Annotated in this window: 18 protein-coding genes; 9 read left to right on the top strand and 9 right to left on the bottom strand. The window is 58.7% G+C overall.

Features of this window, described 5'->3' with window-relative positions:
* Positions 1-43: 43 nt before the first annotated feature.
* A complete protein-coding gene (eno, locus tag LKD23_RS04650; RefSeq protein ID WP_227620632.1) occupies positions 44-1,342 on the bottom strand; it encodes a phosphopyruvate hydratase in 1,299 nt (432 codons plus the stop codon).
* 467 nt (positions 1,343-1,809) lie between these two features.
* Between eno and LKD23_RS04645 the strand changes: the two genes are divergently transcribed.
* The 5 genes from LKD23_RS04645 (at position 1,810) to LKD23_RS04625 (ending at position 6,660) form a co-directional block, all read left to right on the top strand.
* A complete protein-coding gene (locus LKD23_RS04645; protein WP_227620631.1) occupies positions 1,810-3,033 on the top strand; it encodes an ABC transporter substrate-binding protein in 1,224 nt (407 codons plus the stop codon).
* A gap of 151 nt (positions 3,034-3,184) precedes the next feature.
* Positions 3,185-4,063: a branched-chain amino acid ABC transporter permease gene (locus LKD23_RS04640; RefSeq protein WP_227620630.1), complete on the top strand. Its 879-nt coding sequence runs from the start codon at positions 3,185-3,187 to the stop codon at positions 4,061-4,063.
* A gap of 13 nt (positions 4,064-4,076) precedes the next feature.
* Positions 4,077-5,111: a branched-chain amino acid ABC transporter permease gene (locus LKD23_RS04635; RefSeq protein ID WP_227620629.1), complete on the top strand. Its 1,035-nt coding sequence runs from the start codon at positions 4,077-4,079 to the stop codon at positions 5,109-5,111.
* Positions 5,104-5,943 (top strand): ABC transporter ATP-binding protein, encoded by an 840-nt coding sequence (locus LKD23_RS04630; RefSeq protein ID WP_227620628.1) that lies wholly within the window; start codon positions 5,104-5,106, stop codon positions 5,941-5,943. The genes LKD23_RS04635 and LKD23_RS04630 overlap by 8 nt, the downstream gene beginning before the upstream one ends.
* 3 nt (positions 5,944-5,946) lie before the next feature.
* Positions 5,947-6,660: an ABC transporter ATP-binding protein gene (locus LKD23_RS04625; RefSeq protein WP_227620627.1), complete on the top strand. Its 714-nt coding sequence runs from the start codon at positions 5,947-5,949 to the stop codon at positions 6,658-6,660.
* A 305-nt stretch (positions 6,661-6,965) separates the two neighbouring features.
* Here the strand turns inward: LKD23_RS04625 and LKD23_RS04620 are convergent, their stop codons facing one another.
* Together LKD23_RS04620 and LKD23_RS04615 are read right to left on the bottom strand one after the other, a co-directional pair.
* On the bottom strand, positions 6,966-8,210 hold the full coding sequence (locus LKD23_RS04620; protein WP_227620626.1) for a dicarboxylate/amino acid:cation symporter: 1,245 nt from the start codon (positions 8,208-8,210) through the stop codon (positions 6,966-6,968).
* A 28-nt stretch (positions 8,211-8,238) separates the two neighbouring features.
* Complete coding sequence (locus LKD23_RS04615) at positions 8,239-9,282, bottom strand: threonine aldolase family protein (protein ID WP_227620625.1); 1,044 nt, start codon at positions 9,280-9,282, stop codon at positions 8,239-8,241.
* A gap of 154 nt (positions 9,283-9,436) precedes the next feature.
* Here LKD23_RS04615 and LKD23_RS04610 point away from each other — a divergent pair, with 154 nt between their 5' ends.
* Positions 9,437-10,363 (top strand): LysR family transcriptional regulator, encoded by a 927-nt coding sequence (locus LKD23_RS04610; protein ID WP_187299051.1) that lies wholly within the window; start codon positions 9,437-9,439, stop codon positions 10,361-10,363.
* A gap of 50 nt (positions 10,364-10,413) precedes the next feature.
* Here the strand turns inward: LKD23_RS04610 and pflA are convergent, their stop codons facing one another.
* The gene (pflA, locus tag LKD23_RS04605; protein WP_227620624.1) at positions 10,414-11,169 is read right to left on the bottom strand and encodes a pyruvate formate-lyase-activating protein; all 756 of its coding nucleotides are present in this window, start codon (positions 11,167-11,169) and stop codon (positions 10,414-10,416) included.
* Positions 11,156-13,408, bottom strand: a complete 2,253-nt coding sequence (pflB, locus tag LKD23_RS04600; RefSeq protein WP_227620623.1) for a formate C-acetyltransferase — start codon at positions 13,406-13,408, stop codon at positions 11,156-11,158. Before pflB ends, pflA begins: the two co-directional genes overlap by 14 nt.
* A 773-nt stretch (positions 13,409-14,181) precedes the next feature.
* Between pflB and LKD23_RS04595 the strand changes: the two genes are divergently transcribed.
* The gene (locus tag LKD23_RS04595; RefSeq protein ID WP_227620622.1) at positions 14,182-16,266 is read left to right on the top strand and encodes an efflux RND transporter permease subunit; all 2,085 of its coding nucleotides are present in this window, start codon (positions 14,182-14,184) and stop codon (positions 16,264-16,266) included.
* 5 nt (positions 16,267-16,271) lie between these two features.
* Complete coding sequence (locus LKD23_RS04590) at positions 16,272-18,155, top strand: hypothetical protein (protein ID WP_227620621.1); 1,884 nt, start codon at positions 16,272-16,274, stop codon at positions 18,153-18,155.
* An 82-nt stretch (positions 18,156-18,237) separates the two neighbouring features.
* Here the strand turns inward: LKD23_RS04590 and LKD23_RS04585 are convergent, their stop codons facing one another.
* Positions 18,238-19,377 (bottom strand): mandelate racemase/muconate lactonizing enzyme family protein, encoded by a 1,140-nt coding sequence (locus LKD23_RS04585; protein WP_227620620.1) that lies wholly within the window; start codon positions 19,375-19,377, stop codon positions 18,238-18,240.
* A 13-nt stretch (positions 19,378-19,390) separates the two neighbouring features.
* Positions 19,391-20,677, bottom strand: a complete 1,287-nt coding sequence (locus tag LKD23_RS04580; protein ID WP_227620619.1) for an SLC13 family permease — start codon at positions 20,675-20,677, stop codon at positions 19,391-19,393.
* Between LKD23_RS04580 and LKD23_RS04575 the strand changes: the two genes are divergently transcribed.
* On the top strand, positions 20,652-20,936 hold the full coding sequence (locus LKD23_RS04575; protein ID WP_227620618.1) for a hypothetical protein: 285 nt from the start codon (positions 20,652-20,654) through the stop codon (positions 20,934-20,936). The two genes, LKD23_RS04580 and LKD23_RS04575, sit on opposite strands and share 26 nt — an antisense overlap.
* A 48-nt stretch (positions 20,937-20,984) precedes the next feature.
* Here the strand turns inward: LKD23_RS04575 and LKD23_RS04570 are convergent, their stop codons facing one another.
* Both LKD23_RS04570 and rlmD read right to left on the bottom strand, forming a co-directional pair.
* Complete coding sequence (locus tag LKD23_RS04570; RefSeq protein ID WP_227620617.1) at positions 20,985-22,052, bottom strand: helix-turn-helix domain-containing protein; 1,068 nt, start codon at positions 22,050-22,052, stop codon at positions 20,985-20,987.
* Between the two features lie 17 nt (positions 22,053-22,069).
* Positions 22,070-23,251, bottom strand: a complete 1,182-nt coding sequence (rlmD, locus tag LKD23_RS04565; RefSeq protein WP_227620616.1) for a 23S rRNA (uracil(1939)-C(5))-methyltransferase RlmD — start codon at positions 23,249-23,251, stop codon at positions 22,070-22,072.
* Positions 23,252-23,289: the final 38 nt, after the last annotated feature.

Genomic DNA, 23,289 nt, shown 5'->3' with positions numbered 1-23,289 from the left:
CGCCCCCCCCCCCCCCCCCCCCCCCCTTTTCGATGATCTCAGGTCAGCGCTTCACGTTGAAAGCCGCCATGCCGGGGTAAACGGCGCTGTCGCCCAGCTGCTCCTCGATGCGCAGCAGCTGGTTGTACTTCGCCACACGCTCGGTGCGGCTGGGCGCGCCGGTCTTGATCTGACAGGTGTTCAGGGCCACGGCCAGATCGGCGATGGTGGTGTCCTCGGTCTCGCCGGAGCGGTGGGAGCTGATGGCGGTGTAGCCTGCCTTGTGGGCCATCTTGATGGCCTCAAGGGTCTCGGACACAGAGCCGATCTGGTTCAGCTTGATGAGGATGGCGTTGCCCGCGCCCAGAGAGATGCCCTTGGCCAGACGCTCGGTGTTGGTGACGAACAGGTCGTCACCAACCAGCTGGACCTTATCGCCCAGCTCGCGGGTCATCTCCTGCCAGCCCTCCCAGTCCTCTTCGTCCAGACCGTCCTCGATGGAGATGATGGGGTACTTTTCCACCAGCTTCTTCCAGTGGGCGATCAGCTCGCTGGAGGTGAACTCGGTGCCCGCCTTGGGCAGTTTGTAGAAGCCCTTGCCCTTGGGGCTTTTCCACTCGGAGGAAGCAGCGTCCATGGCCAGCATGAAGTCCTTTCCGGGAACATAGCCGGCCTTTTCGATGGCGGCCAGAATGGTCTCGATGGTCTCCTCGTCGCTGGACAGATTGGGGGCGAAGCCGCCCTCGTCGCCGACGGAGGTGGCCAGACCCTTGGCCTTCAGGATGGAGGCCAGAGCGTGGAAGACCTCAGCGCACCAGCGCAGGCCCTCCTTAAAGGAGGGGGCACCCACGGGCATGATCATGAACTCCTGCGTGTCCACGGTGTTGGTGGCGTGTGCGCCGCCGTTCAGAATGTTCATCATGGGGACAGGCAGACGGTTGCCGTTCACGCCGCCGAGGAAGCGGTAGAGGGGCATATCCAGCGAAGCGGCCGCAGCGCGGCAGGCGGCGATGGAGACGGCCAGAATGGCGTTGGCGCCCAGCTTGGATTTGTCCTTGGTGCCGTCGGCGTCGATCATGGCCTTGTCGATGGCATAGGTGTCGGAGGCATCCATGCCGATGACGGCATCAGCGATGACGGTGTTGATGTTCTCCACGGCCTTGGTGACGCCCTTGCCCAGATAGCGGCCCTTGTCGCCGTCGCGCAGCTCCAGCGCCTCGAACTCGCCGGTGGATGCACCGGAAGGGGCGCAGCCCCGGGCTACCGTGCCGTCGGCCAGCGTGATCTCGGCCTCTACAGTGGGGTTGCCGCGGGAGTCCAGGATCTCACGGCCCAGAACGTCTACGATCTCAAGATAGTTCATACTCTGTACCTCCATATATAATAGGAATGGATGCTTTCTTCTCATTTGGATAGTATACGCTAACTAACCGACATTATCCTACCATGATTCGGCCCGGGATGCAAGAGAAAACGATAATGTTAGTCAAAACAAACTTCAATGCAGGAAAGTTGTGTCATCTTTTTGTTACTTGTGAATCGATTTCATGTTCTGTTTTTCTCAGGTGAACAATTTGAAAAAGTAACCAAAAAGCAACCGGTGATTTTGTGAAAAATAGCAAGTTTTGCCGGAAAGCCCTCGGAAACTATGGACGATTTGTGAATTGCAGACTTGCACCGGAGTGCTTATAATAAGACTCAAGATAGCAGAGCCGCTTTGAGGGAAGGGAACTTTGCTTCCTTAGCGGCTTTTCCGGATACCGGCAGCAGGCCGGGCAGGAAAGCCGCCAAAAACACGAATGCTTCCAAATATCAGGAGGATATAGACTTATGAAAAACATGATCTCTCGTCGTAGCTTTCTGGCTGCTGCCGGTGTTGTGACTGCTGCCGGCGTTCTGACCGCCTGCGGCGGCTCTTCCAGCACCGCTGCTTCCACCTCCACCGCTGCTTCCGCAGCCGGTTCCACTGCCGCTTCCGGCGACACCATCAAGGTCGGCGTCATCGGACCTCTGACCGGCGATGTCTCTGTCTACGGTCAGGCCGTCGTCAACGGCGCTACCCTGTACCTGAAGCAGGTCAACGAAAAGGGCGGTGTCAACGGCAAGCAGCTTGAGATCATCACGATGGACGAGCAGGGTGATGCTACGCAGGCTGTCACCTGCTTCACCAAGATGTGCGATCAGGGCATCACCGCTCTGGTGGGCGACGTCACCACCACCCCGACTCTGGCTGTCGTGGCCGAGAGTCAGGATTACAATATGCCCATGGTCACTGCTTCTGCGACCGCTGAGGCTGTCACCTACGATGCCGAGACCGACACCGTCTATGAGAACGTCTTCCGTGCTACCTTCACCGACCCGTTCCAGGGCATCAAGATGGCAGACTACGCTTACCAGAAGCTGGGCTACACCAAGGCCGCCGTTATCTTCAAGAAGGGCGCTGACTACAACGAGGGTCTGGCCGAGAACTTCGTCAACGAGTTCGAGGCACAGGGAGGCACCATCGTCGATCAGGAGAGCTACTCCGACGGCGACGTCGATTACAAGACTCAGCTGACCACCATCCTCGGCAAAGCCCCCGAGACGGTCTTCTGCCCCAACTACTATCAGGAGGTGGGTCAGATCCTGTCTCAGGCAGAGAGCATCGGCCTGACGGTCCCCTTCCTCGGCGGCGACGGCTGGGATGGTCTGGAGGGCTACGCTTCCAACGACCAGCTGACCGACACCTACTTCTGCGCCAACTATGCAAAGGGCTCTAACACCGACTTTGAGGATGCCTACAAGGCAGAGTACGGTGAGGAGTACCCCAACGGCTTCTCTCCGCTGGGCTACGATGCAGCAATGACCATTGTTTACGGCATTCAGGCCGCAGAGGATGCCGGTCTTGAGGCTGCCTCTGACGACTACAAGCAGGCTGTCATCGATGCCATCAAGGGTGGTACGATCAATGGCATCACCGGCACCTTCACCTTCGACGAGCACAACAACCCCGTCAAGCAGACCGCTATCCTGACCTATGTGGACGGCAAGCCGGTCCTGAAGGAGATGTTCTGATCCTGCTCTGGTTCTGCGCACCGGTGTGCGGCATAAGAGCGAGATCCAGAAAGTAAATGACCCATTTGCGGAGACCGCCGGAACAGGTTTACTCGGCAGCCTCCGCTTTTTGTTATATCCGTCCACGACCTCAGAAAGGAAGTATCAGACAATGACAGTGTTTTTCAGCCAGCTCATCAACGGCTTGTCGCTGGGCAGCATCTACGCACTGATCGCACTGGGCTACAGCATGGTGTACGGCATCATCCTGCTGTTGAACTTTGCCCACGGTGATGTCATCATGGTGGGTGCGTATATGTCATGGTTCGTCATGAACCAGCTGGGTCTTGGCCCGGTAACTGCCGTCTGCGCCACCATCATCACCTGTACGCTGCTGGGCGTGGTCATCGAGAAGGTGGCCTACACCCCGCTGCGCAGCGCGCCCCGCATCTCTCTGCTCATCACGGCCATCGGTGTGTCGTTTTTCCTTGAGTACACTGCAGAGCTGGTCATGGGCAGCGGCGCAAAGGTCATCCCCTCCTATTTTGATGCCAAGACCTTCTCGGTCGGCAAGGTGCCTCTGGGCCTGACCTCCATCATCACGCTGGTCGTTACGGTGCTGTCCATGCTGGCGCTGACCTTCCTCGTCCAGAAGACCAAGCTCGGCAAGGCCATGCGCGCCGTCTCGGAGGATATGGATGCTGCCCGCCTGATGGGCATCAACGTCAACAGCACCATCTCCTTCACCTTTGCGGTCGGTTCGGCGCTGGCCGGCATCGGCTCGGTGCTGTACTGCTGCTCCTACCCGCAGGCCACCCCCACGATGGGCTCCATGCTGGGCCTGAAAGCCTTCGTCGCCGCCGTTCTGGGCGGCATCGGCTCCATCCCGGGCGCTATGGTCGGCGGTATCGCCATCGGCCTGTGCGAGTGCTTCGTCTCGGCCATCGGCCTGTCTGCATGGAAGGACGCCGTCACATTTGCCATCCTCATCATCGTGCTGCTGGTCAAGCCCACGGGCTTCCTCGGCCGCAAGGTGCAGGAAAAGGTGTAAGGGGGACTGTAACATGAACAAACTGAAACGCAAGACCCTGAAGATGCCGGTGCGCTATCTGATGAACACCGTGCTGGTGGTGCTGCTGTTCGTTCTGCTCTCCTTCATGACGCAGAATGTCCTCTCCACCTATCAGAACAAAGTCCTGCTCACCGTGGGCATCAATATCATCCTCGCCGTGTCCCTGAACGTGTCCACCGGCTATCTGGGTCAGCTGCCGCTGGGCCATGCCGGATTTATGGCTGTGGGTGCTTATACCTGCGCCCTCTTCACCAAGTACAGCCCGCTGCCCTCCGGCGCGGCGTTTGTCATCGGTCTGGCGCTGGGCGCTGTGATGGCCGGCATCTTCGGCGTCCTCATCGGCATCCCGGCCCTCCGCCTGACCGGCGACTATCTGGCCATCCTGACGCTGGGCTTCGGCGAGATCATCCGCATCACCCTGAACAACATCGACGATGTGCTGGGCTTCAAGCTGTTCTACGGCGCAAAGGGCCTCAAGAACATCCCGAAATACTCCAATTACTGGAACGTCTTCCTCTGCGTGGTCATCACCTGCTTCGCCATCCACGCCATGATGAAGAGCCGCCATGGCCGGGCTGTCCTCGCCATCCGCGACAACGAGATCGCAGCCGAGAGCTGCGGCATCCAGACGACCTATTATAAGGTCATGGCCTTCGCCTTCTCTGCGGCCTTCGCCGGTCTGGCCGGCGGCCTGTACGCCTGCTATCTGGGCGTCCTCGACCCCTCCACCTTCGGCTTCATGAAGTCCATCGAGATCCTGGTCATGGTGGTTCTGGGCGGCATGGGCTCCATGCTTGGCTCCATCCTCTCCGCCACCGTCCTGACCATCCTGCCCGAGGCCACCCGCAGCTTCGAGAGCTACCGCATGGTGGTCTACTCGCTGGTGCTGATCCTCATGATGATCTTCCGCCCGGGCGGACTGCTGGGCAGCTATGACTTCTCGATGAGCCGCATTGTGGAAAAGGCCATGAACGGCGAACTGTTCCGCAAAAAGAATGCTGATAAGGAGGGCGCAGACCATGAGTGAGTTTCAGACGAAGTTACACAGCGTCCCTTCCGGCGGCTTTCTGACCGACCGCGACAAGGACAAGAAGCCCATCCTCGACGTCCGTGAGCTGGGCATCGACTTCGGCGGTCTGACCGCCGTGGACGGCTTCAACCTGATGATCGGCCGCAACGAGATCACGGGCCTCATCGGCCCCAACGGTGCCGGTAAGACCACGGTGTTCAACCTGCTGACCAACGTGTATCAGCCGACCCGCGGCTCCATCCTCATCGATGGTATGCCCACCGCCGGGAAGAAGACCTATCAGGTCAACCGGATGGGCGTGGCCCGCACCTTCCAGAACATCCGGCTGTTCAAAGAGCTGTCCGTCATCGACAATGTGAAGGTGGGCCTCCATGAGTCCATGAAGTATAATCTGGCCTCCTCGCTTCTCCGCCTGCCCAACTACTGGAAGGAAGAGAAGAAGTGCACCGAGCGTGCACTGGAGCTGCTGGACATCTTCCACATGGCCGACCTTGTCAATGCACAGGCCGGCAGCCTGCCCTACGGCGCACAGCGCCGTCTGGAGATCATGCGTGCTCTGGCCACCAGCCCGAAGCTGCTGCTGCTGGACGAGCCTGCCGCCGGCATGAACCCCTCCGAGACTGCGGAGCTGACCGAGACCATCCGCCGCATCCGCGACGAGTTCAACATCGCTGTCCTGCTCATCGAGCACGATATGAGCCTTGTCATGGGCATCTGCGAGGGCATCGCCGTGCTGAACTTTGGCCGTATCATCGCCAAGGGCACGCCGGACGAGATCCGCAATAACCCGCAGGTCATTGAAGCCTATCTGGGCAAGAAGGAGGGCTGAGCGATGGCACAGACTTTACTGAAGGTTGATAACATCAACGTCTTTTACGGCAACATCCACGCAGTCAAGGATGTTTCCTTCGAGGTGAACGAGGGCGAGATCGTCACCCTCATCGGCGCCAACGGCGCAGGCAAGTCCACCACCCTGAAGACGGTGTCCGGCCTGCTCCACCCCAAGACCGGCGATGTGCTCTATAAGGGCAAGAGCATCAAGGGCGTCCGCGCCCATAAGATCGTCGAGGCCGGTCTGGCACAGGTGCCGGAGGGCCGCCACGTCTTCCTGCATATGACCGTGGAGGAGAATCTGGACATGGGCGCTTACACCCAGCCCAACTCCACCATCGCCCCCAACAAGGAAAAGGTCTTCGAGCTGTTCCCCCGCCTGAAGGAGCGCCGCAAGCAGCTGGCCGGGACCATGTCCGGCGGCGAGCAGCAGATGCTGGCCATGGGCCGCGCCCTGATGAGCAACGCCTCCATGCTGATGCTGGACGAGCCTTCGATGGGCCTGTCCCCCCTGCTGGTGCAGGAGATCTTCGACATCATCCGGAACATCCACAAGGAGGGCATGACCATCCTTCTGGTGGAGCAGAACGCACAGATGGCCCTTTCTGTGGCCGACCGCGCCTACGTCCTCGAAACGGGCCGCGTGGTCATGGAGGGCACCGGTGCCGAACTGCTGACCAACGAGCGTGTCCGCAGTGCATATCTGGGCGGCTAAAGTACAGAACGAGGGGCTGTTGCATATGCGACAGCCTCTATTTTTGTACGAATAGGCGTAAGAATCAAACGGTATCAATACCAGAAACAGAAGCATGTGCAACAAATTTTCTCGAAAATCAGAAATTTTCGATGGATTTATGACGCGCATACTCTTTTAAATTGTTTGATTATACGTTTGATTTTGAAAATGGATGCTGCACTTTCGGCTAAAACAATATGTAACAGCTCCATCTATTATCCAAAAGCAAACGCCCTCGGTGCACTGCTGCACAGGGGGCGTTCTGAAGAAGATGAGATGGAAACTTAGTTGTTGTCTTGGGTGGCAGCGAGCTTCTTGGCCCGCTTTTCCTCGAGCTTGGAGACGAGGACGGTACCGGCCAGGTCGCCGAGGCAGTTGTTGGTAGTGGTGCCCATATCGAACAGGCGGTAGAATGCGGCGATGATGCCAACAATCTCAGTGGGAAGGGAGAAAGCTTCGACCATGACTAGCAGCTTGACGATGCCACTGCCCGGGATGCCGCCGCCGCCCGTGGAGAGGATGGCGGAGAGCAGGACGACGCGGAGCATCATTTCGAGGCTGACGCTCTGGCCGCAGACTTGACTGATGAACATAATGACGCAGCCGTAAAGGATGACGCTGCCGTCGTAGTTCATCTGAGAGCCGAGGGGTACGGTGAAGCTGGAGATGCTGTCAGGGACATTGAACTTCTCGCGGGCGACTTTCATGTTGACGGGGATAGCGGCCACACTGGAGCAGGTGGACAGGGTGTAGACCCACAGCTCAGCGCTGTCGCGGATGAAGCGGAGGGGAGAAATGCCTGCTGCAAACCAGAGCACGAGGCCGTAAACCAGCAGCACCTGCAGGATGCAGGCCAGATAGTAGGTGCCCAGCAAGGTGGCCATGGAGGTAAAGATGCTGGTGCCGTACTTGCCAAAGGAGGCACCCATCAGGAAGAAGATTCCGATGGGGGAGGCCTTCATGATCATGCCGATGAGGGAGAAGACCATGCTGCACAGGGCGTTCGCGCCAGAGATGAGCTTTTCACGGTGCTCGTCGTTCTTCACCAGCATGATGGCGACGCCCAGCATCACTGCGATGACGACGGTTTGCAGGATGTTGCTCTCAGAGAAGGTGACGAACATATTGGAGGAGAACATATTCGTGAAGAACTGCGCGATGGTGATGTCAGTCGAGCCGGAGACCTCCTTACTAGCGAGGCCGGTGAAGTTGGCGTGGACGCCGGGCTTGAGGACGGAAGCGGTGGCGAGGCCGATGACGGTAGCCACCAGCGTGGTGAGGACATAATAGACCATGATGCGGACGGCGATGCGACCCAGCGACTTCAGGTCCTTCTGGGAGGTGATGCCGGTGATGATGGTCATGAGTACCATGGGCACGACGATCATCTTGATGCAGTTGAGCCAGATGGTGCCGATGAACTCGAGCTTGACCATGACGCCGCCGAAAAGCAGACCGAAGACAGCGCCAAGGATCATGGCGGAGAAGACCTGCGTGCTCAGGCCGATTTTTTTACCTACGATATTCATACGTTCCTCCTTTTCTGTTGTCTAATGTTTACAACTCGCTGTCAAGCGCCAGCAGGATGGCTGCGGCCTCCTCGGCGTCCTTCCGGGTGATGCCTTTGTAGAAGACGAGGCGGACGCGGTACTGGTTGCGGATGGGGCGGATGAGCAGCCCGCGCTCCTTGGCCCGTTTGCAGAACTCATCGGCAAGGATGCCCGCGTCGGTGAGATTTAGCATGAGGATGTTGGTCTGGACTTCTTCTTGAAGCCTGACCTTGTGCAGCTTACCGCTGAGCTGTTGGTGGACATACTGGGCGTTCTCGATGTCCTCAGTCAGGCGCTCTACGTTATGCTCCAGTGCGTAGATGGCGGGTGCCGCTACGACGCCGGCCTGCCGCATCACGCCGCCGAATAGCTTGCGGTTGGCCCGGGCCTTGGCACAGAACGCCTCGGTGCCGCAGAGCAGAGAGCCAACGGGTGCGCCGAGGCCCTTGGAAACACAGAACATCACTGTGTCCACATACTGGCAGACCTGTTTCACTGTGGTGTGCAGATGGGCCGCTGCGTGGAAGAGCCGTGCACCGTCCATGTGGATGGGGACGCCGTGTCGGTCGGCCACCTTGCGGATAGCCGCCATCGTGGGCAGGTCGATGCAGTAGCCGCCGGAGAAGTTATGGCTGTTTTCCAGACAGATAAGGCTCGCGCCGCTCTCGGTCAGCAGTTTATCCAGCTCGTCGGGGTCGGGCATGTGGCGGCTGTCCTGATGGTAGCAGACCGGGGTAAGACGGCCAAGGTCCTGCTCAAAGGCGAACTTCTCAGTGAGCAGCATATGCTGCTCCTCGTCCACCAGAACGGTCTGCCCCGCGTGGCAGTGGGTCATGACGGCGATGGTGTTGCCGAAGGTGCCGGTGGGCATCAGGATAGCGGCCTCCTTGCCGACCAGTGCAGCGGCCATATCCTCCAGACGGTTGATGGTGGGATCCTCGCCTCGGCCCTTGGCGTCGGTTCGACCGTCGTCGCCCAGCCGTGCCGTCAAAATCGTTTCCAGCATGGGGTAATCGGGCATCGTCAGGGTATCGCTTCGTAAATCGACCATAGTTTTCTGTGTGCCTCCTTTTTTCGAATGTGTTTATGATTTTATTTAATCAACTTCTTGACAAATAGTCAAATATATATGTAAATATAGAAATATAGATAAAAATCTATAATTGATAGCTGTGCATGGAGGAAATACAACGATGTTCCGGAATATGGAGTATGTTTATTGCGTTTACAAGGAGCGCAGCTTCAGCAAGGCGGCCGAAAAGCTGCACATCGCCCAGCCCTCGCTGAGCGCGATGATCCGCAAGGAGGAGGAGCAGGCCGGTGCGCCCATCTTTGAGCGGAAGACCCGGCCCGTCTCCCTGACCCCTTTCGGGATCGAGTTCATCCGGGGAATCGAGCAGATTTACGAGCTGGAAAACCATCTCCACGACATGGCGGACGAGTTGCGCACCCTGCAAAGCGGCATTGTCTCCATCGGCGGCAGCAACCTGAGCAGCGACTACATCGTGCCTGAGCGCATCGCGGCCTTTAAGACCAAGTATCCCAACGTGACACTCCGGGCCAGCGAAGCATCCACCATCCAGTGCAAGCAGATGTTGGACGCGGGCGACCTCGACCTCGTCATCACCAACCGCCCGCTGGACACCGAGAGCTACGAGCGCATCGTCTGCTACCGAGAAAATCTCCTGCTGGCTGTCCCGTCGCATTTCGCCGTTAATGAGGGCCTGCGGAACTACCAGCTCACACAGGCCGAGCGGGGCGAGATGATTTTTCTACTGCCCGAGGAGCGCTGTGCCCCGCTGGAATATTTCTACGACACGCCCTTCATTCTGCTCCACGACGGCAACTATCTGCGATTGTGTTGTGAGCGGATGTTCGAGGAGAACCACTTTCAGCCCCGCCTCGTTATGGAGATGGATCGCTCGATGGTGGCGTACAACTTCGCCCGCTATGGCCTCGGCGCGGCCTTCATCAGCAATGTACTGGTGGAGCACCAGCCCGACGACGGTAGTTTGGTCTTCTATAAGCCCCGCAGTCGCCACGCGGTGCGCGACGCCTATATCTGCTATAAAAAGGGCCGATTCGTGACCTCGGCCATGAGAGGCTTTATCGAGATGATGGTGCGAAAATAAAAAGCGTCCCGAGGGTGTTCTCTCGGGACGCTTTGCATATTAAATCATCATCAGCCCGGATACTTGTGGACTTCCAGCAGCTCCTCGGCCCGCCTGACCTGTTCCGCCGTGGGCGGGACAGCGTCGGGCAGGGGATAGGGGATGCCGAGCTTCTGCCATTTGAAGAGGCCCAGCGTGTGGTAGGGCAGCACCTCCACCCGATGCACCGTCCTGAGGGACGAGATGAACTCCGCAGTCCTCCGCAGGCCCTCCTCGTCGTCGGTCAGGCCGGGCACCAGCACATGGCGGATCCAGAGGGGGACACCGAGGTCGGAGATGTGGCGCGCCATTGCAAGGATGTTGGCGTTGTCTTTTCCGGTGAGCTGGCGGTGCTTCTCCGGGTCGATCTCCTTCAGGTCGAGGATGACGAGGCTGGTGGAGCGCATCAGCCGGTCAAAGTCGGCCAGATAGGCCGCATCGTCGGGGCGGAAGGGCTGACCGGCGGTGTCGAGGGCCGTGTGCACGCCCTTGGAGCGGGCCAGCTCGAAGAAGGCCGTCAGGAACTCCATCTGGCGCAGCGGCTCGCCGCCGCTGACCGTGATGCCGCCCTTCTTGCCCCAGTAGTTGCGGTAGCGCCACACCCGCTGGAAGAGCTGCTCCACCGTCCATTCCTCACCGCCGTCCGCCCATGTCTCGGGGTTATGGCAGTATTTGCACCGCAGGGCACACCCCTGCAGAAAGACGACGAACCGGACGCCGGGGCCGTCCACGGAGCCGAAGGTCTCCAGCGAGTGGACGTACCCGACGGGGGAGTTACAGAGCTGCATGGCAGGTACGGGAGATGACGTCCATCTGCTGCTCGCGGGTCAGGTCGATGAACTTGACGGCGTAGCCGGAGACACGGATGGTGAAGTTGGCGTACTCCTCCTTCTCGGGGTGCTCCATTGCATCGATGAGCTTCTCCTTGCCGAAGACGTTGACGTTCAGGTGGTGTGCGCCCTGATCGAAGTAGCCGTCCATGACCTGCACCAGATTCTCGATCCGCTCGCCCTCGCTGTGGCCCAGAGCGTCGGGGTTGATGGTCTGGGTGTTGGAGATGCCGTCCAGTGCCCAGTGGTAGGGCAGCTTTGCCACGGAGTTCAGAGAGGCCAGCAGGCCGTTCTGCTCTGCGCCGTAGCTGGGGTTCGCACCGGGTGCGAAGGGGGTGAAGGCGGCACGGCCATCGGGCAGAGCGCCGGTGTACTTGCCGTAGACCACGTTGGAGGTGATGGTCAGGATGGAGGTGGTGGCCTCGGAGTTGCGGTAGGTGTGGCGCTTCTTGATCATCTCGAGGAAGGTCTTCAGCAGCCAGACGCCGATCTCGTCGGCGCGGTCGTCATCGTTGCCGTACTTCGGGAAGTCGCCCTCGATCTCGAAGCCGGTAGCAAGGCCAGCCTCGTCGCGGACGACCTTGACCTTGGCGTACTTGATGGCGCTCAGGGAGTCGATGACGTGGGAGAAGCCGGCGATGCCGGTGGCGAAGGTGCGGCGGACATCGGTGTCGATGAGGGCCATCTCAGCCTCTTCGTAGTAGTACTTGTCGTGCATATACTGGATGAGGTTCAGCACGTTGACGTACAGACCGGCCAGCCAGTCCAGCATCTGGACGTACTTGGGCAGGACCTCGTTGTAGTTCAGATACTCGCCGGTGATGGGGGCGTAGTTGGGGCCGCACTGCTCGTGGCTCTTCTCGTCCACGCCGCCGTTGATGGCGTAGAGCAGGCACTTGGCGAGGTTGGCGCGTGCGCCGAAGAACTGCATCTCCTTGCCGGTCTGGGTAGCAGACACGCAGCAGCAGATGGAATAATCGTCGCCCCAGACGGGCTTCATGACGTCGTCGTTCTCGTACTGGACCGAGCTGGTGTTGATGGACACCTTGGCGGCGTACTTCTTGAAGTTTTCGGGCAGGGCAGAGGAGTACAGAACGGTCAGGTTCGGCTCAGGTGCAGGGCCCATGTTCTCGAGGGTGTGCAGGAAGCGGTAGCAGTTCTTCGTGACCATGCTGCGGCCGTCCATGCCGATGCCGCCCACTTCCAGAGTTGCCCAGACGGGGTCGCCGGAGAACAGCTGGTTGTAGCTGGGGATGCGGGCGAACTTGACCATACGGAACTTCATGACCATGTGGTCGATAAGCTCCTGAGCCTCGCTCTCGGTCAGGATACCCTTGTCCAGATCGCGCTGGATGTAGATGTCGAGGAAGGTGGAGATGCGGCCCACGCTCATGGCGGCGCCGTTCTGGGTCTTGATGGCGGCCAGATAGCCGAAGTAGAGCCACTGGCAGGCCTCTTTTGCGTTCTTTGCGGGCTGGGAGATGTCGTAGCCGTAGGCCTCGGCCATCTTCTTCATGCCCTTCAGGGCGCTGATCTGGCGTGCGATCTCCTCGCGCAGGCGGATGACGTCATCGGTCATGGTGCCGTCGCCGCAGTTGGCGAGGTCCTCCTGCTTGAACTTGATGAGGGCGTCGATGCCGTACAGGGCCACACGGCGGTAGTCGCCCACGATGCGGCCGCGGCCATAGGTGTCGGGCAGGCCGGTGATGATGTGGGTGTGGCGGGCGGCCTTCATCTCGGGGGTGTAGGCGTCGAAGACGGCCTGATTGTGGGTGCGGGTGTAGTCGGTAAAGATCTTGTGCAGCTCCGCAGAGGGCTGGTAGCCGTAGGTGGTGCAGGCCTGCTCTGCCATCTTGATGCCGCCGTAGGGCATGAATGCACGCTTCAGGGGCTTGTCGGTCTGCAGGCCGACGATCTGCTCCAGATCTTTCAGGCTCTCGTCGATGTAGCCGGGGCCGTATGCGGTCAGGCTGCTGACGACGTCGGTCTCCATATCCAGCACGCCGCCCTTGGCGCGCTCGGCCTTCTGCAGCTTCTGCAGTGCGCCCCACAGCTTATTGGTCGCTTCAGTGGGGTCGGCGAGGAAGCTTTCGTCGCCGTTATAGGGCGTGTAGTTCTTCTGGATGAAGTCGCGGACGTTGACCTCCTCTTTCCAGATGCGGCCCTCAAAGCCTTCCCACTGTTCAAAATCGATCATTGGAACCTCCTTGCTCCTATCGCAATCCAACACCACAGCTGCTTTGCAATAGCTGGTTAGGATTGCCTAACTAATCTGTCTTAAAAAAGCCGCCGATTGCGGTCTTTTGAAGGCAGGGCGGTACTTCACGCAGAGGTATTTGGATGGCAACCTCCACGCTGCAAAAGCGGCTGCGGGCGGGCAATCGAGTCGGCCAGCAGCGGCTTTGACACTATAATAACAGTGATTCTCAGAAAAAGCAAGAGGAAACCTGTGGATTTTCCACAAGCGCGGGTACTTTTTGTTATGAAAAATGCTCATGGAGGCCATGGATAAAAAAATTGCAGAAAATTTGAAAAACAGGCTTGACAGTCATGACAAACTATGGTATCCTGTTGTCACGGCGAGGTTAGTTAAATCTAACCGAAGCTCCTCCGACTCCTCCGAAGAGATGCCTGCAACTCTCTTTGCGGAGGGCCGGTTCCTCCATTCCATTCTCCTATTCATAAAAAGGAAAGCGGCTTATGGTTTGCTCCGCTTTCCCTGCGCGCAGCGCAGGCGCTCTGGTACGGCGTCCTGTGCAAAAAAGAAACAAAATGCGGGACACACAGACTTGACCACCTGTGCGTCCCGCTTTTTGTTTGCCAAGGCTCTCCCTTTGGGGGAGGCTTTTTGCTGCGGAGGGGTTGTCTCTTGACACCCAAAGGGAGAGTACTATAATAAAGTATATCGGAAAAACGAGAAAAGTCGTTTTTCTCTGAAACGGCGAAAAAATGCTCTTTGGGAGGAAATGAATGAAAAAACTAGCGCGGGCCATCGTGCGGATGCGCAGGCTCATCCTCATTGCGGCGGTGCTGCTGCTCATCCCGGCGGCAGTGGGGGCCGTCGCCACGCCCATCAACTACGACATCCTCTCCTATCTGCCGCAGGAGCTGGACTCCCGGGTGGGGCAGCTGCTCTTAGAGACGGACTACCATCTGGCGTCCACCAACATGATCACCGTGGAGGGGATGCCCACAAACGACCTGCTGGCCATGAAGGCCGAGATCGACGAGGTGCCGGACGTGCTGAACACCTTCTGGCTCAGCGATGTGCTGGACCCGGCGGTGCCGGTGGAGATGCTGCCGGCAGACCTTCAGCAGTTCCTGTTCGGCAAGAACGACTCCACCATCCTCATCGTCCAGCTGGGTGGTTCCAGCGTCAGCGAGGAGACGATGGGGGCCGTGGCTCAGATCAAAAAAATACTGCGGAAGAACTGCTTCTTCGGCGGCATCAGCGTCATCCTGAGCGACACCAAGGAGCTGGTCATGGGGGAGATGCCCCTTTATGTGCTCTGCGCTGTGGCGGGGTGTCTGCTGGTGCTCTTCCTCTCGCTGGAAAGCTGGCTCACGCCCTTCCTCTTCATGCTGGGGCTGCTCTTCCCGCTGGTGTATAACTTTGGTACGAATATTTTTCTGGGGCAGGTCTGCTTCATCACCGAGGCGCTGGCGGCAGTTTTGCAGCTGGGCGTGACGATGGATTTTTCCATCTTCCTGCTCCACCGCTACGAGGAGGAAAAAGCCTCCTGTGCCTCCAACGAAGAGGCGATGGAGAACGCCATCTGCAAGACCATGAGCTCCATCGCGGCGTCCAGCCTCACCACCATCGCGGGCTTTCTGGCCCTCTGTGCCATGCAGCTGACGCTGGGCGCAGACCTTGGCGTCGTCATGGCGAAGGGCGTGGCGCTGGGCGTTCTCTGCACCATCGTCATCCTGCCCTCGCTCATCCTCTTCTTTGACCGGTGGGTGGAAAAATACCGCCACCGCACCTTCATGCCGCGGCTCACCCATCTGAGCCATTTTGTCTCCAAGCACCCGGTGCCTGTGGTGGCGGTCTTTCTCCTGCTGATGATCCCCTTCGGGCTGGCCCAGAGCAGGACGGACATCTACTACAATATTTTTGCAGCTCTGCCGCAGGATATGCCCGGCATCGTGGGCACGAACAAGCTGGGCGAAGACTTTGGCATGATGACCAACCACTTCATCCTCGTCCGGGAGGAGCTGACGGCCTCGCAGGTATCCGGCCTCTGCGACGAGATCAAGGGGGTGGACGGCATCACGCAGGTGGTCAGCCTCGACTCCATCGCAGGCCCCGGCTTTGAGACGGAGCTTTTGCCTGACGAACTGATGAACATCGTGCAGAACGGCGGCTATAAGCTCATCCTCGCCAACGGCTGTTACAAATCCGGCAGCGACGCCCTCAATGCGCAGGTGGACGAGCTGGTCCGCCTCGTCAAGACCGCAGACCCCGAGGGCCTCGTCACCGGCGAGGGAGCCATGATGAAGGACCTCGTGGAGATCGCGGACGAGGACTTCAAAAACGTCAACATCTGGTCCATCGCGGCGGTGCTGGTCATCATCGCGCTGTCCTTCCGCAGCCTGTCGGTGCCGGTGCTGCTGGTGGCCAGCATCGAGGCGGCCATCGCCATCAATATGGGCATTCCTTATTTCATCGACGACTCACTGCCCTTCATCGCCAGCATCGTCATCGGCACCATCCAGCTGGGCGCGACGGTGGACTACTCCATCCTCATGACCACCCGCTACCGCGAAGAGCGGCTGGCCCTCCGCTCGCCCAAGGCCGCAGCCCAGCAGGCGCTGGAACATTGCAGCCAGAGCATCCTGACAAGCGGCCTGACCTTCTTCGCAGCCACCTTCGGCGTCGCGGCCATCAGCAAGGTGGAGCTGCTGGAAAGCATCTGTATGCTCATCTCCCGAGGCGCGCTCATCAGCATGGCGGTCATCCTGCTGGTGCTGCCCGCCGCGCTGATGCTGCTGGACGGCCTCATCTGCCGCACGACATACCACTGGCTCACCGCCCCCAACGCTGCAAAGGAGTGAATCATATGAAAAAAACGCAGGATCTTCTGCGCCGCGCTGGCGCTGCGGCGCTTGCCCTGACCATGACGGTCGGCCTCTGTCGGCCCGCTTTTGCGGCGACGAAAGCCCCCTTTTCGAAGGATGAGACGGTCTACGCCGTCATGGCAGCAGACGGCTCGGTCCAGAAGACCACCGTCAGTGAGCACCTCTACGCTGCCGACGGCCTCGCCGGAGTGGAGGACAAGTCCACCCTGAAGAACATCGTGAACACCGAGAGCTTCGCCGAGTATACCCGGAACGGCGACACGCTGGTCTGGAACACCGACGACACCGACGTCTACTATAAGGGCGACACCGACCGGCAGCTCCCCATCTCCGCGAAAGTGACCTATACGCTGGACGGCAGGACCGCCCCCCTGAGCGAGCTTCTGGGCCGGAGCGGCCACCTCGTGCTTACCATCGACCTGACCAACAACGAGAAGGGAACGCTGACGGTGGACGGAAAAGAGCGCACCGTCGTCACCCCGCTGGTGACAGCGGTGGGTGTCGTGCTGGGCGGGGACGCCCGCAACGTCAACGCCGTGAACGGCCTGCTGGAAAGCGCGGCCAAGAGCAGCGTGGCAGCCTTCGTTGCCCTGCCGGGCGTGAGGGCGTCCCTCGACGGCCTTCTGCCCCAGCAGGTGGACGGTGTGACCCGGTACTTACAGGACAGCGTGACCGTGGAGGCCGATGTAGAAGAGCTGACAGCACCTCAGATCCTGCTGGCCTGTGCTGCCACCGCCGAGGCGCTGGGGCAGGGGGATGAGGTCTTCGACCTCGACAGCCTCAACGGCCTGACCGACGGCATCGCGGCCCTGAACGATGCCATGAGCCAGCTTCTGGACGGTGCTTCCCAGCTGAAGGCGGGCGCGGCCCAGCTTGCCGCTGGTTCGCTGGCCCTACTGGATGGCGTGAATCAGCTGGACGGCGGTCTCGGCCAGTTGACGGAGGGGCTGGACACCCTGACCTCCAACAATGCCGCCCTGACCTCCGGCGCACAGCAGGTGGCCGACGGCGTGCTGGACTCCGCCAACCAGACCCTCATGGAAAATGGTCTCATCGACACCCCCATGACGTGGGATACCTACGAGGCCGTCATCGACGACATCCTCTCGCTGGGGGAGAAAACGCTGGCGGCAGGCCGCAAAAAGATGGTGCGCACCATCTGGGAGCAGGCTCCTCAGTTCAAGGCCAGCCAGCTGGACATCGCCCTCTACCTCGCGGCCACCAAAACGGGGCACGACCTTGAGGCTGCGCTGCGCCTGATGCAGAGCTTCTCCCCCGATTTCATCGTGGGCTGGCTGAAAAAGCTCACCGACAGCGACGCCCAGCAGAAGATCCACGATGAGCTGGTCTACCAGACCGCCAACAGTGAGGACATGGCCAGCGTCCGCGCCTTGAAAGAGAATCTGGGACAGATCCGGCTCTTCGTGTCCAGCGTCGGCCAGTACGCCGACGGCGTGGCTGCAGCCGCCGAGGGCGCTCACATCGCCAAGGAGGGCAGCGCCCGGCTGGCCGGCGGCGCATCCGCCCTGTATGACGGTGTGCTCCAGCTCCAGAACGGCACCGACCAGCTCAACGGCGGCCTCGTGCAGTTCAATGAGGAGGGCATCTCTCAGCTCACCGGCGCACTGGACGCCGACCAGCTCCACGCTCTGCAAGCCGTAGTGGAAGAGATGACCAGCCGCCTCGCCGGTTACACCAGCTTCGCCGGTGCGCCCGAGGGGGCAGAGCAGAGGGTGAAGTTCATCTACAAGACCGCCGAGACGCCCGCCGAAACGGCCCCGGTGGAGACGGCAGCAGACAACGCCTCGGAGGGCAATTTCTTCGTCCGCCTGTGGCACCGCCTGCTGGCGCTGTTCGGGCTGTAAAAATCAGAATAACGTAAAAAACAAGCCCCCGGAGAGTGAAATCTCCGAGGGGCTTGTGCGTTATATGGTCAAAGCTTTTTGATTAGCGGTCTACGATGGAGCCGTCCTCGTGCTGTACAAACTTGCCGTATCTTCCTTTGAAGGGGAACACTGTGCCAATGTCGTCCAACAATTCGATGCCAAGACCCGGGCCGTCCGGGATTTGGATGTAGCCATTTTTGATGGCAAACGGCTGCTTCATTTCTTTGTCCAGACGGCAGTGACCCTCGTCGTCCACCGGATATTCCTGAATCTCAAAGTTGGGGATGCAGGCATCCAGCTGCAAGCAGGCTGCGGTGGAAATCGGACCAAGCGGGTTGTGCGGGATAATGTAGATGGATTTTGCCTCAGCCAGCGCAGCAATTTTTTTGCCAGCCGTGATGCCGCCTGCAACGCACATATCCGGGCGCACATAGCGCACATGGGAGGCAGTCATAAACTCGTCGAACTCCATCAGATTGATAAAGCGTTCGCCCGTGGCAACCGGTAAATCGATTTCCTCGGTCAGCTTGGTCATCGCCGCCATATTGTCGGGGATGGGGTCTTCGTAGAAGTAGGGGCGGTACGGTTTCAGAGCGTGTGCGCACTCGATGGCTTGAGCCGGAGTCAAGCCGCGGTGGCACTCAATGGCAATGTCCGTCTCCCAGCCCACAGCCTCGCGGATAGCGGCCATCTGACGCTCCATACGGTACACGACCTGCGAGAAGTTCTCGCCGCACCGACCGTTTTCGTCCTCGGGGTGGCCGATGGAGTACCGGATGGCAGTGTAGCCCTGATTTTTCAAATCCAGTGCCTTCAAAGCGAAGTCTTCGGGAGTCTTCGCTTTGAAGTTGACATAAATGCGTGCCTTGTCGCGCACTTTTCCGCCCAGAAGCTCATAGATGGGGGCGTTGTAATATTTGCCCTTCAAATCCCACAGAGCAATGTCGATGCCGGAAATCGCCGCCATGACCACGGAGCCGCGGAAATGCATACAGCGGGTCAGGCCATTGTTGATATATTCGATGTTCAGCGGGTCGAGGCCGATGAGGTGGTGCTCCATTGCGTGGATACACTCGGCGGTTGCTTCCTGATAGCACCATGCACCGCATTCGCCGTAGCCCACAAGTCCGGTGTCGGTATGAACTTTGACGAAAAGATAGCGCTGTCCTGCCAGAATTGTTTCGATATTTGTGATTTTCATAGAGTTGCTCCTATCAGAATGCCGGGAACACGGTCATGATGAAGAAGATATAGCCGACGCACAGCAGCACAGAAATCAGCCAGCCCTGCTTGAGCAGAGACTTCTGGTCGTAACCGCCTGCGGCCATTGCCATAGGAATGGCGGGGGTAGCCATAGGAGTCAGAATGGCGGACATCGAGCCGGAGAAGCAGAGCAGGATGGGGCCGATGGGATTGGCGCCCAGAGCCTGACAGGTCATGATGGCAATGGGGATAAAGATGCCGTAAACTGCCTTGTTCAGCATGAGTTGGGTGAACAGGAAGCTGACAATGAAGAAGGCTGCGCCCAGCAGATAGCCGTTCTGGGAGTTGGCCAGCAGGCCGGAAACGGCATTACCTACAATATCACCGGCACCAGTGTTGGTCAATGCGGTTGCCATTGCAAGGCAGCCCACATAGATGCAGGAAGTGGAAACAGGGATGGCTTTGATGGCTTCTTTCTCACTCAGAACGCCGCAGAGAACAGTCAGAAGCGCAGCGGTAAAGGTGATTTTCCAAGTGGCGATGCCGTGGAACTCGCGGGTGATGAGCAGCAGGATGGTGCCAAAGAAGATGACGACACCGGCAGTCTCGGAGAACTTGCTCAGGGGCTTTTTGTCTTCACGCTTCTGCGCTTTGACCTCGATGGGGATAATCGGCTGCTCGGGAGCATTCTTGTAGCCGTAAAAATAAGCCCACAGCAGCGTCAGAATTGCCAGGGGCAGACGGGCAATCATAAAGTCCATCGGAGTCAGAGCCACATCGGTGATGCCGTAGCCTTCCAGATAGCCGTTGAACATACCGGCGTCGGTGATTGCAGCGCTGAGGGGCAGTGCGCAGCAGCAGACGATGGATACGACGCACAGGGGATACATGGTTTTGGACGGGCTGACGCCGAAGGATTCGCTCATGGCAAAGCACATGGGGAAGACGATGGCATAAACGGTCAGCGGGCTGTTGAGGAAGTTGGTCAGAAGGAATGCGATAATCAGATAACCGAGATAGGCTCGCTTGAAGGAGCCGCCGGAAATCTTCACGATTTTGTCAGAGAGCTTGTCAATAAACTGGGTACGGTTCAGGCCGGCGGCCACGACGAACATCGTGACAATTACGATGTTGTTGGTGTTGCTGAAACCGGCTAGAGCGTCCTTGCCGCTGATGCATCCGGTGAACACCAGAACAATCAGAGTAGCCAGTGCAGTGATGCCCATAGGGAACTTGTTCCATGCAAAACAGAGCATGGAAAGCACGAATACGATGATACAGATGGTCAGTGTGCTCATAATTGCCTCCAATTTTTTCCGTTCAGAGCAGAGACCCCTGCTGGCGCCCGCCGGGGAGCTTGTTGCCGCAAAACGTATTTTATGGCATTATTTTACCGTATCTTCGTGCCTTTGTCTTTCCGCTTTTTTAGGCTTGTCCAAAAATAAACAAAGTTTTCATCATGCGGTCTTTGCAGAGCCGCTCACAGAAAAAAGCCATAAAATCACCCACCGAAATCTATGCTTGGGCAGAAAAAACAAGAATTATGCCACAAAATGAAACATTCTTGTGCTTTTTCCGCACCAAAGAAATCGGGTGGGGGATTTTTCAGATTTTGCGGTTCTGAATCTGCTTTGTGATTTTCTCGAGTTGCAATGCAATTTCGTCCAGAAGCTGTCTGTCCAGCTCAAGCGACCGCAAGGGAGGAAAGGCGTTTTCAGAGGTGGACATATCAACGGATTCCAGATGAAGATAACTTTTCAGCTTTTGCTCCACAAAGGAATTTTCCCGTTCCACATAGGCGTGAGAGCTTTCCGACCAGCGTGGAACGGTAATCTCGGTAAGGGAGCGGCGGTATTCGGAAGGTGTGCGCCCGAATACTTCTTTGAATTTGGTGTTGAACGCTTTGATGTCCTGAAAACCGCTGTCGGCAGCAATGTCCAGTATTTTTTTGTCGGTCTGCTGCAGGGCAAATATTGACTCCCTCAGACGCTTCCGGGTGACATAATCGTAAAAATTGACACCGACATTATCCCGGAACAGCTGAGATAGATAACTCGGGTTATAGCCCATCTGCTCGGCGAGGCTGTTCAGCATGACTTTTTCCTGATAGTGCTTTTCAATGTATTGAATCATCTGCTGTACCAACAGCCTGCTTCGGCTGCTGCTGATGCCCGATTTGCCGGAAGCAGTCTGTCGAAACTGGCTTTGCAGCAGCTCCAAAAGCGGGTACAAGCCGCTTTGCATCTGAAGAAGATTTTTCTGTTCATCCGTTTCCATCGCAAGCAGCATTTTGGTCATGTACATTCGCAGCAGCCGATATGGCAGCTGTGCGCGGGAGCTGCTGTCTGTGAGCAGCTGAAACCGTAATGCACGATAATTCGCATCATATGCTTCAAAGACCGTCGGCGAAAAACGAATCAGAAAGGCGAGACAGTCTGCACTGCGTGCCAGTGTTGCATGACCTTCGTTGGAATTAATCAGAATCATGTCGTCTTCTTCCAGCTGATAGACACAGCCTCCGGTGCAGATGTCCGCTCTGCCGCGCAGAATGACGAGAAGTTCGATTTCATCGTGCCAATTATAATGGAAGGTTCCGAGCGCATAAACGTATTCCCGCAGGAACAGTTTCTGTGCGTCGTCTCTGTATTGGAAGAAATACTTTGGCGTTTCCATCGTCGGCCAGCTCCTTTTTATTGTCTAGGCTGCTTTTTCTTCTCCGGTGTCATTCTGGACAGGGCACATACCACCTCACAATGAGCGCTGTGGGGGAACATATCCACCGGGGTAAAGCCCTCGGCACGGTAGCCCTTCTGGGTCAGGAGGGCGAGGTCGCGGGCCATCGTCTCGGGGTTGCAGCTGACGTAGACGATCCGCTTCGGGGCCATGCGGGCTACGCTCTCAATAAAAGCGGGCGTCGAGCCTTCCCGGGGCGGGTCCATGAAGACGACATCGGCCTTCTGGCCCGCGTCGGCGGCTTCCCGGATCCATGCTGTGGCGTCGGCGGCGAAGAAGCGGGCGTTTTTCACGCCGTTGTGCTTTGCGTTGCCGATGGCATCCCGGACGGCGTCCCGGTTCAGCTCCACACCCACCACCTGACGGGCCTTGTCGGAGGCCGTCAGGCCGATGGTGCCGATGCCGCAGTAGGCGTCGAGGACGACCTCTCTGCCGGTGAGGCGGGCGGCGTCCACGGCCAGCCCGTAGAGCACGGCGGTCTGGATGGGGTTGACCTGATAGAAGCTGCGGGGGCTGAGGGCGTAGGTCTTGCCGCAGAGGGTGTCGAGGATGAAGCCCTTGCCGTAGAGGACTTTTTCGTCCTCGCCCAGAACGACGCTGGTGCGGCGGGGGTTGTAGTTCTGGACGACGGTGGTGACGGGGACGCCCCGCTTTTCGGCCTCGGCCAGCAGGGCCTTGACGAAGTTCTTTGCGCCGGGCAGGACGGGCTGGGCAGTGACCAGCACGACCATCACCTGACCGGTGGCGACGCCCCGGCGGAGCAGACAGTGGCGCAGCAGGCCGGTGCCCTTGTCCTCGTGGAAGGGCTGGTAGCGGCAGGCGTTGGCGGCGGCGCGGACGGCCAGCATCACCTTGTCCAGCACCTCGTCCTGAAGCAGGCAGCTCTCCACCGGAAGCACCTTGTGGGTGCGGGCCGCGTAGATGCCGGAGGTGAGTTTTCCACCGGGGGCGGGTGCAAAGGTGGAGATCACTTTATTGCGGTAGTGATAGGGCGTCTCCATCCCCCGGATGGGGGCGACAGGGCCGTATTTGCCCAGCAGGGCGCGGACGGCGGATTCTTTCTTTTTGAGCTGTTCGGCGTATTCGGTGCTCAGCATCGGGCAGCCGCCGCAGTTTTGGGTGCGCAGTTTGCAATCCATAAATAATATCCTCCAAAAAAGCCAGACCGGAAGGCCCG

The sequence above is a fragment of the Faecalibacterium butyricigenerans genome (assembly GCF_020687345.1).
Lineage (GTDB): Bacteria > Bacillota > Clostridia > Oscillospirales > Ruminococcaceae > Faecalibacterium > Faecalibacterium butyricigenerans.
This window is presented reverse-complemented; position numbering and strand designations above follow the sequence as displayed.

Excerpts from the sequence above, each read along its gene's own strand:
- eno (WP_227620632.1), bottom strand. The coding sequence starts at position 1,342 with ATGAACTATCTTGAGATCGTAGACGTTCTGGGCCGTGAGATCCTGGAC.
- LKD23_RS04645 (WP_227620631.1), top strand. The coding sequence starts at position 1,810 with ATGAAAAACATGATCTCTCGTCGTAGCTTTCTGGCTGCTGCCGGTGTT.
- LKD23_RS04640 (WP_227620630.1), top strand. The coding sequence starts at position 3,185 with ATGACAGTGTTTTTCAGCCAGCTCATCAACGGCTTGTCGCTGGGCAGC.
- LKD23_RS04635 (WP_227620629.1), top strand. The coding sequence starts at position 4,077 with ATGAACAAACTGAAACGCAAGACCCTGAAGATGCCGGTGCGCTATCTG.
- LKD23_RS04630 (WP_227620628.1), top strand. The coding sequence starts at position 5,104 with ATGAGTGAGTTTCAGACGAAGTTACACAGCGTCCCTTCCGGCGGCTTT.
- LKD23_RS04625 (WP_227620627.1), top strand. The coding sequence starts at position 5,947 with ATGGCACAGACTTTACTGAAGGTTGATAACATCAACGTCTTTTACGGC.
- LKD23_RS04620 (WP_227620626.1), bottom strand. The coding sequence starts at position 8,210 with ATGAATATCGTAGGTAAAAAAATCGGCCTGAGCACGCAGGTCTTCTCC.
- LKD23_RS04615 (WP_227620625.1), bottom strand. The coding sequence starts at position 9,282 with ATGGTCGATTTACGAAGCGATACCCTGACGATGCCCGATTACCCCATG.
- LKD23_RS04610 (WP_187299051.1), top strand. The coding sequence starts at position 9,437 with ATGGAGTATGTTTATTGCGTTTACAAGGAGCGCAGCTTCAGCAAGGCG.
- pflA (WP_227620624.1), bottom strand. The coding sequence starts at position 11,169 with ATGCAGCTCTGTAACTCCCCCGTCGGGTACGTCCACTCGCTGGAGACC.
- pflB (WP_227620623.1), bottom strand. The coding sequence starts at position 13,408 with ATGATCGATTTTGAACAGTGGGAAGGCTTTGAGGGCCGCATCTGGAAA.
- LKD23_RS04595 (WP_227620622.1), top strand. The coding sequence starts at position 14,182 with ATGAAAAAACTAGCGCGGGCCATCGTGCGGATGCGCAGGCTCATCCTC.
- LKD23_RS04590 (WP_227620621.1), top strand. The coding sequence starts at position 16,272 with ATGAAAAAAACGCAGGATCTTCTGCGCCGCGCTGGCGCTGCGGCGCTT.
- LKD23_RS04585 (WP_227620620.1), bottom strand. The coding sequence starts at position 19,377 with ATGAAAATCACAAATATCGAAACAATTCTGGCAGGACAGCGCTATCTT.
- LKD23_RS04575 (WP_227620618.1), top strand. The coding sequence starts at position 20,652 with ATGATACAGATGGTCAGTGTGCTCATAATTGCCTCCAATTTTTTCCGT.
- LKD23_RS04580 (WP_227620619.1), bottom strand. The coding sequence starts at position 20,677 with ATGAGCACACTGACCATCTGTATCATCGTATTCGTGCTTTCCATGCTC.
- LKD23_RS04570 (WP_227620617.1), bottom strand. The coding sequence starts at position 22,052 with ATGGAAACGCCAAAGTATTTCTTCCAATACAGAGACGACGCACAGAAA.
- rlmD (WP_227620616.1), bottom strand. The coding sequence starts at position 23,251 with ATGGATTGCAAACTGCGCACCCAAAACTGCGGCGGCTGCCCGATGCTG.